The organism is Paraglaciecola sp. 25GB23A (genome assembly GCF_040012495.1).
Taxonomy (GTDB): Bacteria; Pseudomonadota; Gammaproteobacteria; order Enterobacterales; family Alteromonadaceae; genus Paraglaciecola.
Map to the genome: position 1 here is coordinate 264,431 of NZ_JBDYKM010000003.1, position 13,287 is coordinate 277,717.

Sequence of the window (13,287 nt, forward strand, 5' to 3'; positions counted from 1 at the left end):
ACAATTTTAAGCTAAAACCCCTCATTCACTTGACGAATGAAGGGTTCATCATAATCACTCGACACACATTCTATGCAGCTTATTAAATAGTTATTCACTATTACTGCAAATTTACATGAAAGCCTTTAAATATAAGGAGTTGCTCTTATTCAAGGGGAAGACAAACTGTGTTTTTCCTGTAATACTACAGCACTTTTTTTTAGCCAATCGGCCGCAATTTTAAAGGTAGCACTATGAATGTCACTCGCGATTTATTTAATGAAGTAATGGTACCCAATTACAATCCAGCAGCAATGATCCCCGTCAAAGGGCTGGGTTCTAAAATATGGGACCAAACGGGCAAAGAATACATTGATTTTGCTGGTGGTATTGCTGTGAACGCACTTGGGCATTGTCATCCCGAATTAGTAGCAGCCTTAACAGAGCAAGGTAACAAACTGTGGCATTTGAGTAATGTGCTGACCAACGAACCTGCCTTGCGTCTAGCCAAAAAATTAACTGACGCTACTTTTGCAGAACGGGTTTATTTTGCTAACTCGGGCGCAGAAGCAAACGAGGCGGCTTTAAAATTAGCACGTCGTTATGCCTTAGATGTGTACGGTGAACATAAACAACAAATCATTGCTTTTAAACAGGGTTTCCATGGTCGTACGTTTTTCACTGTTACGGTAGGCGGACAAGCCGCTTATTCTGATGGTTTTGGTCCAAAGCCGGGTGGCATAGATCATGTTGCGTTTAATGACTTAGCCGCACTTGAAGCAATTATGTCAGATAATACCTGCGCTGTAATGATGGAGCCTCTGCAAGGCGAGGGCGGCATTATCAGTCCAACTGATGATTTTGCCAAAGGCGTTAAGGCTTTATGTGAAAAATATCATGCACTTTTGATTTATGACGAAGTGCAATCTGGCGTAGGTCGTACAGGTGAACTTTATGCTTATATGGGCCTAGGTATTGAACCTGATATTCTGACAACAGCAAAATCACTGGGTGGCGGCTTTCCCATCGGTGCAATGTTGACTACAACAAGAATTGCTGAACATTTAAAAGTAGGTACCCATGGCAGCACTTATGGCGGTAATCCTTTAGCCTGTGCTGTTGCTGAACGCGTACTTGATATTATTAATACGCCTGAAGTGCTAAATGGCGTCAAGCACAAAGAGCAAGTGTTCCGTCAAGGACTTGAAGCGATAAATCAAAAATACCATTGTTTTAGTGAAGTACGTGGCCAAGGTTTATTACTGGGTTGTGCGCTGAATGAAACCTTCGCTGGTCGTTCAAGAGACTTTCTTGTAGCTGCGGCCGAAGAGCAGCTAATGTGTTTAATTGCAGGTGCCAATGTTATACGTTTTGCGCCATCCTTAATTATTCCTGATGAAGATATCAAAGAAGGCTTAGCCCGATTTGAACGCGCTGTCGCGAAAGTTGTTAATGCTTAAGTAACAATCAAGTGAGTATGCGAACATGAAAGTTATACGACCAATTCAAAGCAATGATTATGCTGCATTATTTGATATTGCCAATGAATCCGGCATCGGGTTTACCTCCTTGCCGGTCAATGAAGCATTATTAAAGCGCAAAATTGAGCAGTCGCAACTCTCCTTTGCTAAAGAAATTACGGAACCTTGTGACGAGAGTTATCTGTTTGTGATGGAAGAAACAGAAACCGCAGAAGTTGTAGGTACAAGTGGTATTGCTTCTACCGTAGGTTTAGATGACGCGTTTTATCATTATCATTTAAGCAAGGTGGTGCATGCCTCGCGTGAACTAAATATTTACAATACGGTAGACATACTAACCTTGTGCAATGACTACACGGGCGTATCTGAAATATGTACTTTATTTTTGCGCCAAAATGCTCGTGAAGGTAACAACGGCAGATTGCTTTCTAAGTTTCGTTTTTTATTTATGATGGAACACTCAGAGCGTTTTTCAGATACGGTTATCGCCGAAATGCGTGGTATTAGTGACGAAAACGGCCAATCACCTTTTTGGCAATGGCTAGAAGAACATTTCTTTTCAATGGACTTCCCCACAGCTGACTATTTAACGGGTATTGGTCAAAAGCAATTTATCGCAGAACTCATGCCCAAATACCCTATTTACGTCAGTTTGCTAAGTAAGCAAGCACAAGCGGTTATTGGTAAAGTGCATGAAAAAACGCGCCCCGCTTTACAGATGTTAGAAAAAGAAGGCTTTATTTGCCGTGGATATGTGGACATTTTTGATGCAGGTCCAACCGTAGAAGCTAATTTGAAGCACATTCGCACTGCCCAAACGAGTTGCAAATTACCGATTAAGATCAATGACAAATTAGCGGTTCAAGGGCGTGAATATTTTGCCATCAATACCAAAGTAGCAGATGTCAGAGGTGTCTGCACACGACTGAGTATTGATGATGAAAATGACCTTGCTTTTATCAGTCAAGCGGCCGCACAAGCCCTCGGAATAGACAACGGTGAAGAGATCCGCTTCGCACCAACGACATTCAGGACATAAAAATGAATAATCATACCCATTTTATCGACGGTCAGTGGCTAGCTGGCCTTGGCCATCCTATTCACTCTATTGACCCGGCTAAAAAAGTAACTATCTGGCAAGCGCTTAGCGCAGATAAACAGCAGGTTGATCAGGCCGTGACAGCGGCACGCTCGGCGTTTATCAGCTGGAGTCAACTCGGTTTTGAGGCGCGCTTGGCGATAGTAAGTAAATTTGGCGAGTTATTAGCGGCCAACAAAGAGGCTCTATCTCTTACCATTTCACAAGAAACTGGCAAACCTCAGTGGGAAACAATCACCGAGGTTGCCTCGATGATAGGAAAAATAGGCTTGTCAGAAAAAGCCTATTTACAACGTACCGGTACCACTGAAAACCCGATGCCACTTGGCAAAGCCTTTATTCGGCATAAGCCTCACGGCGTTGTGGCAGTTTTTGGGCCTTATAATTTTCCTGGTCATCTGCCTAATGGTCATATTGTGCCTGCCTTGCTAGCTGGCAACACGGTAGTGTTTAAACCCAGTGACCTTACACCTTTAGTTGCAGAGCGTACGGTTGAGCTGTGGCAGCAAGCCGGTTTACCTAATGGCGTATTGAACCTTGTGCAAGGTGAAGTTGAAACGGGTAAAGCTTTAGCGGCTCACCCCGGTCTTGATGGTTTATTTTTTACTGGCAGCTCTCGCACCGGTAAAATATTACACGAACAGTATGCAGGTCATCCTGGCAAAATCCTCGCCCTTGAAATGGGCGGTAATAATCCACTCATTATTAAAGACGTGACGGATATCGATGCCGCAGTGCACGATGTTGTTCAATCTGCATTTGTGACCTCTGGTCAACGTTGCACCTGTGCCAGACGTTTGTTTTTAGCAAACAACGCCCAAGGTGACGCAATTTTAGCCAAACTTATCGAAGTGACGCTGGCCATAAAAGTTGGGCAATATGACGCACAACCCCAGCCATTTATGGGCGCCATGATCTCAAAAAATGCCGCAGCCTTAATGGTCAAAGCGCAGCAACAATTGCTCAATCTAGGTGCTAAAAGCTTAGTTGAACTAAAACATGTGGATATTGAATCCGGTTTTGTGAGCCCTGGCATCGTTGATGTGAGCAACATTCTGGATACCCTGCCTGATGAGGAGCATTTTGGTCCTTTACTCAAAGTGATCCGCTACGATGACTTTGATTTAGCGATAGATGAGGCCAATAATACCAGTTTTGGCCTTTCAGCTGGTTTGCTGGCAGACGACAAAGCAGATTATGAACACTTTTATCAGCGCATCAGAGCGGGCATTGTGAATTGGAATCGTCCTATCACCGGCGCCAGTGGTGCAGCGCCTTTTGGTGGAATTGGTGAGAGTGGTAATCATCGTGCGAGCGCTTTTTATGCTGCCGATTATTGTGCCTATCCAGTTGCTTCGGTGGAATTGGATAAAGTGGCCTTACCCAGCAGTTTGAGCCCGGGTTTACATATTTAATTTTAAAGTGAGATTGCACTCTTATGCATACCAATGTTAATGACTTATTTGCCAATTTATGGCAAAACTATGTAGCAATTACCCCTTCTGCAGAGAAGATCCATGATTTGTTAAATTCATTTGAAGCAAGTCATAACGCTGGCGAAGTAGCGATCATTAATGATCATATTGCCCTGCGTACCTTTAATATTGCTCATATTAATTTGCACAAGCTGGCCCAACACTTTTTGGCTTTAGGTTATACCGAGCAAGGTCAATATGTTTTTGAACAAAAAAAATTAGTCGCTAAACACTTTGAACATCCTGATGATACATTACCCAAGGTTTTTATCAGCGAGTTATTAGTGGAAGAGATGCCTGAAAACGTGCAAAAAATTATCTACAACATGGTAAAAGCGGTAGCGAGTGACGCTGCTGAACAAGCTGACTTTTTATATTCTGGCGCCCATTGGCAGATATCATCTGCAGATTATGCAAGCTTAGTGGCAGAGTCTGAATATGCAGCTTGGATGTCGATTTGGGGATTCAGAGCAAACCATTTTACCGTCAGTGTCAATCATCTGTCTCATTTTACTGAATTAGCCGATTTAAATTTAGCCTTGACCAAAGCAGGTTTCGTATTGAATCAATCCGGTGGTGAAATTAAAGGTGGACCAGAGGTATTGTTAGCCCAATCTTCAACTATGGCAGATAAAGTGTCGGTAACATTAAATGATGCAGAACTGAGCGTGCCCAGCTGCTTTTATGAATTTGCTCAGCGTTACCCAATGGCTAACGGCCAGCTCTATCGAGGTTTTGTAGCCGCTTCTGCGGACAAAATTTTTGAAAGCACTAATGCCAGTATTACTATGTAATCTGAGCTCTCAAGTTGATAAAAAACCCGCTGATAAGCGGGTTTTTTATTGAAGGTACTATCTACTAGTACCTAAACAGTAAAGGACGAACCACAACCACAGGTTGTTGTTGCGTTGGGGTTATTCACTAAAAAACGTGAGCCCTCTAATCCCTCGGTATAATCGACTTTGCCACCCACTAAATATTGTAAGCTCATGGGATCGACGACCAATGTCACCGCATTGTTATCGATCGTTGTATCACCTTCATTGACTTTTTCGTCGAAAGTGAAACCGTATTGAAAACCAGAACACCCCCCACCAGTTACATAAACCCGAAGTTTTAAGTTTGGGTTTTCTTCTTCCTCAACTAAAGCCTTTACTTTTTTGGCAGCAGCGTCGGAGAATTCAATAGGAAAAGCGGTTTGCGCCGACATAACTAGCCTCAACTCTTTGGTATATAATAAAACATAGGCCTATTATCCAGTACTTGAGTAATTTGGTCAACTATTCACTAGTATTAGTCACCAACCAGTCAAAACTAGAAAGTAGTTCCCCTTTTTTGCGATTAAATTGAAATATTTCGGACTGTATCAACACCTTTTCAACTTGAAAGTTCTCGGGTAGTTGCAACTCGCCCTCCACAACTTGAAAGTACTTGAAACTAAAAGTCATCTGCTGCTCAGGATTAACTAATAAGCCATGTAGACTATATTGTTTTGACTGCCCAGCCTCACTGCCAACCAAGGTAATATCAAGATTACCTTTTAAGGTATTTTTAATTTTATCTCTTTGCAACAGGACAATTTCAAAACGATAAGAACGATCACTAAGTGATTTTTCGACATTAAATGCATCAATAATAAAACCTTGCTGAGTCAACTCTGGTGCCATGACCTGCTGATAAAATGCCAGATCTTTTTGTAAGGTGCTTTCCCGATCTATGCCTTGTTTTATTTCAGTAAAATATTTCTGCTGAGCCAAGTTGAGCACATCGAACTCAACTTGCAAAATATTCAGTTGCTTATTTACTCTCTCATTTTCAACTTTAACGTTGTTCAAACTACTTTTTAAACTGGTGATTTCTTTTTGTTGCTCACTATAAACATAGTTCCCCATCCAGAAACCGAGATAAATTAAACCTGCGCTAGTAATGAGTATAAAAATATAGGAATTAAAGGCTCCCCATTTCAATTTCAATTGTGAAAAGTTCAAGACTTACTTCCTATTTAAATGGCAAAGTGATCAATGTAAATTAGCTAATGTCAAAGTTAAGGGTATGCAACATGAGAAAGTCCTTGTCAATAATAAGGAGCAAAATGATTGAGTAGATGCATCAACATTTAGCTAAAATTTTGCATAACATCAATTATTACAATATGTTGTGATAAAATCATCCATTCATACTAAGGAAAATGGTAACGGCATGATAACGCTAGAAGCGTTTCGAAAAGAATTGGCTTATCCACGCACCTCCATTCAACTGTGTTTATTAGGCATTGTAGGTGGTATCAGCGCCGCAACCCTTATTATCCTCTTTCGTTTGTGCATCGAATGGCTGCAACTACTCTATTTAACTGAAGTAGATAACTTCGCAGAGTTGTCGCCCATACATCGTTTAATAATGCCCGTTATTGCTGCCGTTGCGATAATTTTCATTGCTTATCTAACCGGTTTCAAACATTACCGCATGGGCATTCCCTTTGTTATACATCGGGTAAAACATTATTTTGGACAAATACCCACACGTACCACAATCAACCAGTTTATTGGTGGCACTATCGCCTTAGCCTCAGGGTTTTCGGTCGGACGCGAAGGCCCTTCAGTGCATTTGGGTGCCGCAGGTAGTAGCTTTTTTGGTCAATGGTTGAAATTACCTTACAACAGTATTCGTATTTTATCAGGTTGTGGTATTGCAGCGGGTATTTCCGCTTCGTTTAATACTCCCTTTGCCGCGGTTATTTTTGTAATGGAAGTGGTGTTGCGTGAATACAAAATTCATATTTTTATTCCCATAATGCTGGCGGCAGCGTGTGGCAGTGTTATGACCCGTTTGGTATTCGGTAGCACCCATGAGTTATCTTTTATTCAATTCAATGAATTTAGTCATTGGATTTATTTGTATTTAATTTTGTGCGGTATCGTACTCGGGGGCTTGGCTTCAGTATTCAATAATTCATTGATGCACATTATTCGCGGCTTTAACCGCTTTAACATGATAAAACGCCTACTTATTGCAGGCGCGGTGACAGGTGTTGTTGGTTTCTATTTGCCTGAAGCCTTAGGTGCTCATTTTGGAAACACAGACAGCTTAATCTCCAACCAACAGTATTCGGTACTAATTGCCGTATTGGTCGCCAAGTTCATCCTCACCATTGTCGCTATCGGTCTCGGTGTGCCGGGTGGTGTTATGGGACCGGTATTTGTCATTGGTATGTTAAGTGGAGCTTTGCTTTCAAGTCCGTTGGGTTTGTTTATGGTCGATAGTAGTGAACTTACAGGCAGTTTTTCATTACTCGGTATGGCAGGCTTAATGGCGGCGGTTGTGCATGCCCCATTAGCCGCTTTATCTGCCGTGATGGAATTGTCCTTTAGCCCTGAGCTCATACTACCGGCGATTTTAGTTATCGTACCGGCCTACGTTACTTCTACCCAGTATTTAGGCAATAGCTCTATTTTTATCCGCCAGTTAGATTATCAAAAACTCCCCTATACCACTTCGCCAGTGCTGGAATCTCTGCAAAAAACCGGCGTATTGGCGGTAATGGATAATGAGTTTCAATTGTTTAAAGACGCAGAAAAATCGAAAATTTTAGCTTTTTTACAAGACGCACCAACTCACCCTGTTGTGCATTGTACTGACTCAAATATTGATATTGAGTATGCTCTGGTGCATTTTAATGTCAGTCTGGAAAAAAATTCAGAAGCCTTAATTTACACTAAAATCAAGGGCGTTAGCGGACAAGCAACCTTGGCTGAAGTGTATGAAATATTGCAGGCTTCAAGAGACGGCGCCGTCTTTGTATTTAACCATGTACCCGCTGATATAATTGGTGTGATCACTTGGCATAAACTGCGAAACTACTTACATCAAGCGATTTATTAACAAGGGATCATAAACATTTATGTCGATATTATGGATAAAAGCCTTACATGTGTTTTTTATGATAGCTTGGATGGCAGGGATTTTTTATTTGCCAAGATTGTTCGTCTATCATGCTCAAACAGACAACCAAAGTGTGAGAGACCAGTTCAAGATAATGGAACGTCGTCTTTGGTGGTTTGTCACACCTTTTGCCTTTCTCACCTTAATATTTGGACTTTGGCTTATTTATAGCTATGGTTTGGCGTGGTTTAAAATATCAACTTGGTTGCATATCAAACTGTTATTAGTTGTTGCTTTGTATGGCTACCATTTTTATTTGTTAAAACTATTGAAACAATTTGCAGTGGATAACAACCAACATTCAAGTCGTTTCTATCGAGTATTAAATGAAGCACCTGTATTGGTTTTGCTCGCTATAGTTTGTTTGGCCATAGTAAAAACGTTTTAAGTAGCGCTTATACTGAGCATTGTTATAGTTAATTTTGTGTTAACAAAAAGCTGTGATACTTTGCTATTAACCTATAGTTATTATGTTGAGATTAGATATGGATGTCTCCCAGTACCAACTAAGATTATTGTTAAAAAATACGGATAATGCCTTTAAATTACTTAAAGAGCAGCCTAACTCAGATGATTGTGCTCTGAATTATGAGCAAGCAAAATATGCATTGGACAGCTATGTAACAGAAATGCGCTTAGCTTTAGAAAAAAAGCCAAGAGTTCGTTAGTTAATCAATGTAATCGCATTTTTGTGGCACAGTAGGAGATCTAACTTCGTATGCGACCAATGTCACATCGCGAAGTTTCATCAAGCAAGTACTATGCTTTTTTTAGTTGAGAGTGTTTCATGTCAGAAAAATTAGCCACACATTATAGCGAAATATTGTCCATTCTAGGTGAGGATGTTAATCGCGACGGTCTCATTGACACCCCTCAACGCGCCGCTAAGGCCATGCAGTTTTTGACCAATGGTTATGCAAGTGATCTCGGTACTGTTGTCAACGGTGCGATATTTGAAGCCGATACGGATGAAATGGTGATCATTCAAGATATTGAATTTTATTCCTTGTGCGAACACCATATTCTGCCCTTTATTGGTCGCTGTCATATTGCCTATATTCCACAGGGTAAAGTCCTCGGTTTGTCTAAGTTTGCCAGAATAGTCGACATGTATGCCCGCCGTTTACAAATCCAAGAAGGTCTAACCAAACAAATAGCTGATGCCATTCAACAAGTCACCGGAGCTTTAGGTGTTGGGGTTGTTATGGAAGGTAAACACATGTGTATGATGATGAGAGGCGTGCAAAAGCAAAACGCATCAATGGTGACATCGGTAATGTTAGGCTCATTTCGCCGCTCAGCCGCCACACGAGATGAATTTTTGCGCTTAATTGGCAAATAAGAAAATATTCAAAATTAAACCTGAGCGCAAGTTGGCATGTTTCTATCATAAGCAGAGCTACTTTGAGGTTTATTGCCCAAAACTGACCATTCGGTCAGCTTGACCAAATAATCAAAGCACCAATCTAATACTTTGCACCCAAAAGGGGCAATTCAGTCGCAGCAATGAGAAGTATAAACAGATGAAAGCAAAACTAAAAAACGCTATAAGCCCCTTATTATTTTTGATGATTACCCTGAGTCCGGCACTCAAGGCACAAAGCGTCGAACAATATGGCCCTAAGACCTTCTCAACCACAAATAAATGGACGGCCATCGTCGCTGCCTATGAACCAGAAATAAAAGCCATAGATGCCGCTATTAGCCAATTAAGTGACGCAAAAATTGAGCAAACCTTAACGTTTAAGGGGGTAAAGTATCAATTAGGTCATTATAAAGGTGAACCCATAGTCATCTTTACCACGGGCATAAGTGTGCCTAATGCAGCCATGACAATCCAGATGGCCCTCGATTACTTTCCTATTGAACGGGTTGTTATGATGGGTATAGCGGGTGCGGTTAACCCAGAATTTCATCCAGGGGATATTGCAATTCCAGAGCGATGGTATTTCCATGACGAGTCGGTATATGTTAATCCCGATCAGAAAAATCCCGGTCAATTTGTGCTACCCGACTATTATGAATCCGCATTAGAGAGTTATAAAGAACGTAGAAAGCAAGATCCTAACTCTCCTGCCTACGAAAACTTTGGTTATATTCATCCAGAAGAAATGGCAGTCATCAAACAAGGCTGGGATGAGCCACAGCAAATGCCCTATTTCAGCGCAACTCCCAAATTAATTGAGTTAAGCCAACAAGCTATTAAAAATATCAAACCTATTTTAATGCCTTCTGGCCACCCTATTAATATTAAAGTGGGTGGTAATGGCGTAACTGGCTCGGTATTTTTAGATAACGCGCAATATCGTCAGTGGTTACAAAGAGTGTATAACGCTCAAGTCACTGAAATGGAATCAGCAGCCGTCGCCCAAGTCTGTTTTGTCAATGACGTAGACTGGATAGTCATTCGCTCTATCAGCGATTTAGCTGGGGGTCAGCAAGGAAAAAATGTTGAAAATGTATTTGATGGTATCGCTTCAGGAACCGGAGCAAAGTTACTTTTAGGTTTGTTGGATGAGATTGTACTAGCTTATCCAGAAAGTGACTAAGACTAGGTACTAGGTACTAGGTACTAACAATAAAAAACCGAGTTAATCGTTACTCGGTTTTTTGCTTAGTCTCTTGGCTGTAATCCTCATTAAACTTATTCTTCGATACGCTCCACAGTCGCGTTGTGATATACGTCTTGCACATCGTCACAGTCTTGCAGCATATCCATAAATTTATCAAATACCGCTACATCATCTCCACTTACAATGGTTTCTGTTTGCGGTACAAACATAATTTCTTCTACATCAAATTCAATGTCAGGGTTATGTTCACTCAAGGCAGTTCTGGTATTGTTGTATTCAGTATGGGGTGCATAAACAGTCACAACACCGTCTTCACACTCAACTTCTGTCACATCAACATCAGCTTCCATCAATACTTCGAGTATCGCATCCTCATCATCGCCTTTGAAGGCAAAAATGGCTTGATGGTCAAACATATGGCCTACGGTGCCAGGCGCCCCAATTTTAGAATTAGTTTTGGTGAAACAATTACGTACGTCAGTAATGGTGCGATTATTATTGTCCGTCAAACAATCAACTATCACCATACAGCCACCGGGGCCAAACCCTTCGTAGCGCGCGGGAACAAAATCTTCACCCGCGCCGCCGACGGCTTTATCGATGGCTTTTTCAATGACATGACTAGGGACCTGATCCTTTTTAGCTTTATCCATTAATCGGCGTAATGCTAAGTTGGCTTGTGGATCTGCCCCACCATTTTTAGCACAGATATAAATTTCTTTACCGTACTTTGAATAAACTTTAGTTTTAGCACCGGCCGTTTTGGCCATTGCCACTTTACGAACTTCGAATTTTCTTCCCATAAGATTCTCTGCTAATTAGCTATTTAATACTATTTGGCGCGGATTTTACCCACTTTCAGCCCAGAGTACAAAAGCAAAAAAGGGGGATCGGCATTTATACCAATACTCAGTAGTAATTACTTGTTAAGGAATATGTTGAGTGGCTAAATATTCATGGGATTGCATTTCTTTTAAACGGCTTAAGCAACGTCTAAATTCAAAGCTTAGTCGTCCTTCTGAATATAAAAACTCTAAGGCAACATCGGCTGACATAATCAGCTTTACGTTACGTTCATAAAATTCATCAACCATAGCAATAAAACGCCGCGCAACATCGTCACTCGCTTGCCCCATCTGTTCAACATTCGCCACCAAGACAGTATGATAACAACGACTAATTTCAATATAATCTGACTGACTGCGTGGTCCGTCACAAATGGCTCTAAATTCGAACATGACTACGCCATCAGCAAATTGTATGGTTGGAATTAGGCGTCCTTCAATTTCAATACTTTGCCGCTCGACGCCCTGCTCCGGGGCGAGTTGCCTAAAATACAAATGCAAATCTTCCATAGCTTGCGCGTCTGCTGGAAAGTGGTAAATTTCTGCTTGTTTTAACGTTCTGAGACGATAATCAATACCGCTGTCTACATTAACAACACGGGTATTTTGATTAATAAGTTCAATCGCCGGTAAAAAGCGGGCGCGCTGTAATCCATTACGATACAAGTCATTCGGTACAATGTTCGATGTCGCAACCAATACAATACCGTGACTAAATAATTCTTCCATCAAAGTACCTAAGATCATCGCATCGGTGATATCTGAAACAAAGAATTCATCGAAACAAATAACTCGTGTTTCCGCAGCCAGTTTTTTGGCTATGATTTTTAAGGGATCAGACTGACCATGTAAGCCCTTTAGTTCGTGATGAACCCGATGCATAAAGCGGTGGAAATGAATGCGTAATTTACGCCCAAAAGGTAAACATTCATAAAAGGTATCAACCAAATAGGTTTTACCTCGACCCACTCCGCCCCAAAAATACAGACCTTGGATACTTGGCTTTTTCAAACTCTTACCAAAAGCAGTTTGTAACTTTACTCGCCAAGTCAGTTTTTTTTCTGGTTGGGTTAACTCTTCATACAAGCGTTGCAATTCTTTTACCGCATACTCTTGCGCAGGATCGTAATGAAACCCTTCTTCCTCTAAATCATTTTGATATTTTTGCCAGGGACTCACATTTAACATAGCGCAATCTACTTCCTTTGAACTTCCGTTATTGACCAAAAATGCATACTTGATAACAAATAAAATGACCGCATTAAAACGACAGAGCGTATAATATACCTAAACCGCAAAGTTAGTGAAAAAACAACATGAACTAGTTTCTGAGCAATCAGGCCTAGGACAGTTTGTTACTAAATACATCTGATGAATTTCAGAGTTTGATGCAAAATTTGTTAATCGTTAAGGAGTTAAGATGGAATGGTTGATTAGTATTTTATTACTGTTAGTGGGTGGGCTTATTGGCTATTTTGTTGCAAAGTTTGTCAATGAGAGAAAATTATTAACCAATGAAGATGCCGCAAATGAGCAAACTTTAAAGGAGTTAATGATCCAACAAGCGACTATTCACGTTAACGAATCTAAGCAAACCGTGCAACAACTGACCCAGCAAGCGGCAGCACTTACCCAGCAAATTAATGATTATGAGCAGCTCATTGTTAACCTGAACACCACAGAAACAGCGACTTCACTTAACTATTTTGGCGAACAAGCTGATGCCTACTTGCGCCAAAATAGTAAGACGCCTAGCAAAGACAAAACCCTTACTGATTTTCAACCTTTAGATTTTGCATCCCAAGGTTCCGGTTTGTTTTCAGGAGCTAAAGAGAATAAATCCAGTAATTAAGGTTGTGAACTTTTTTATCAGCCAGAGAGTCACTGTAGTGTTAT

General features: G+C 41.0%; 14 protein-coding genes. 10 read left to right on the top strand and 4 right to left on the bottom strand.

The genetic code is table 11. The features are described from left to right. Positions 1-233: 233 nt before the first annotated feature. The 4 genes from ABKW31_RS08405 to ABKW31_RS08420 are packed head-to-tail and all read left to right on the top strand — an operon-like array spanning position 234 to position 4,828. The gene (locus tag ABKW31_RS08405; RefSeq protein WP_348615877.1) at positions 234-1,439 is read left to right on the top strand and encodes an aspartate aminotransferase family protein; all 1,206 of its coding nucleotides are present in this window, start codon (positions 234-236) and stop codon (positions 1,437-1,439) included. Between the two features lie 25 nt (positions 1,440-1,464). Next, positions 1,465-2,499, top strand: coding sequence for an arginine N-succinyltransferase (gene astA / locus ABKW31_RS08410; RefSeq protein WP_348615878.1), 1,035 nt, complete (start codon positions 1,465-1,467; stop codon positions 2,497-2,499). A 2-nt stretch (positions 2,500-2,501) separates the two neighbouring features. After that, complete coding sequence (astD, locus tag ABKW31_RS08415) at positions 2,502-3,974, top strand: succinylglutamate-semialdehyde dehydrogenase (protein WP_348615879.1); 1,473 nt, start codon at positions 2,502-2,504, stop codon at positions 3,972-3,974. A gap of 23 nt (positions 3,975-3,997) precedes the next feature. After that, positions 3,998-4,828 (top strand): DUF1338 domain-containing protein, encoded by an 831-nt coding sequence (locus ABKW31_RS08420; protein ID WP_348615880.1) that lies wholly within the window; start codon positions 3,998-4,000, stop codon positions 4,826-4,828. 71 nt (positions 4,829-4,899) lie between these two features. On the opposite strand, the gene erpA is transcribed toward ABKW31_RS08420, so the two are convergent. Beyond that, complete coding sequence (gene erpA / locus ABKW31_RS08425; protein ID WP_348615881.1) at positions 4,900-5,244, bottom strand: iron-sulfur cluster insertion protein ErpA; 345 nt, start codon at positions 5,242-5,244, stop codon at positions 4,900-4,902. A 70-nt stretch (positions 5,245-5,314) separates the two neighbouring features. Further along, a complete protein-coding gene (locus tag ABKW31_RS08430; protein WP_348615882.1) occupies positions 5,315-6,022 on the bottom strand; it encodes a DUF6776 family protein in 708 nt (235 codons plus the stop codon). Between the two features lie 214 nt (positions 6,023-6,236). Between ABKW31_RS08430 and ABKW31_RS08435 the strand changes: the two genes are divergently transcribed. The 5 genes from ABKW31_RS08435 (at position 6,237) to ABKW31_RS08455 (ending at position 10,522) form a co-directional block, all read left to right on the top strand. Then, positions 6,237-7,913 carry a chloride channel protein gene (locus tag ABKW31_RS08435; RefSeq protein WP_348616034.1) on the top strand — a complete coding sequence of 559 codons (1,677 nt, stop codon included), beginning with the start codon at positions 6,237-6,239 and terminating at the stop codon, positions 7,911-7,913. 19 nt (positions 7,914-7,932) lie between these two features. Next, positions 7,933-8,361 (top strand): CopD family protein, encoded by a 429-nt coding sequence (locus ABKW31_RS08440; RefSeq protein ID WP_348615883.1) that lies wholly within the window; start codon positions 7,933-7,935, stop codon positions 8,359-8,361. A gap of 82 nt (positions 8,362-8,443) precedes the next feature. Then, positions 8,444-8,641, top strand: a complete 198-nt coding sequence (locus ABKW31_RS08445) for a hypothetical protein (protein ID WP_348615885.1) — start codon at positions 8,444-8,446, stop codon at positions 8,639-8,641. 119 nt (positions 8,642-8,760) lie between these two features. Continuing rightward, on the top strand, positions 8,761-9,315 hold the full coding sequence (gene folE / locus ABKW31_RS08450) for a GTP cyclohydrolase I FolE (protein WP_348615887.1): 555 nt from the start codon (positions 8,761-8,763) through the stop codon (positions 9,313-9,315). A gap of 226 nt (positions 9,316-9,541) precedes the next feature. After that, positions 9,542-10,522, top strand: a complete 981-nt coding sequence (locus ABKW31_RS08455; RefSeq protein WP_348616035.1) for a 5'-methylthioadenosine/S-adenosylhomocysteine nucleosidase — start codon at positions 9,542-9,544, stop codon at positions 10,520-10,522. A 95-nt stretch (positions 10,523-10,617) separates the two neighbouring features. Here ABKW31_RS08455 and ABKW31_RS08460 read toward each other — a convergent pair whose 3' ends face one another. Both ABKW31_RS08460 and zapE read right to left on the bottom strand, forming a co-directional pair. Beyond that, positions 10,618-11,349 (bottom strand): YebC/PmpR family DNA-binding transcriptional regulator, encoded by a 732-nt coding sequence (locus ABKW31_RS08460; protein ID WP_348615888.1) that lies wholly within the window; start codon positions 11,347-11,349, stop codon positions 10,618-10,620. Positions 11,350-11,472: 123 nt separating this feature from the next. After that, positions 11,473-12,579 (bottom strand): cell division protein ZapE, encoded by a 1,107-nt coding sequence (gene zapE, locus ABKW31_RS08465; RefSeq protein WP_348615890.1) that lies wholly within the window; start codon positions 12,577-12,579, stop codon positions 11,473-11,475. Positions 12,580-12,811: 232 nt separating this feature from the next. Here zapE and ABKW31_RS08470 point away from each other — a divergent pair, with 232 nt between their 5' ends. Next, positions 12,812-13,243, top strand: coding sequence for a DUF1043 family protein (locus ABKW31_RS08470; protein ID WP_348615891.1), 432 nt, complete (start codon positions 12,812-12,814; stop codon positions 13,241-13,243). The last annotated feature ends 44 nt before the right edge of the window (positions 13,244-13,287 follow it).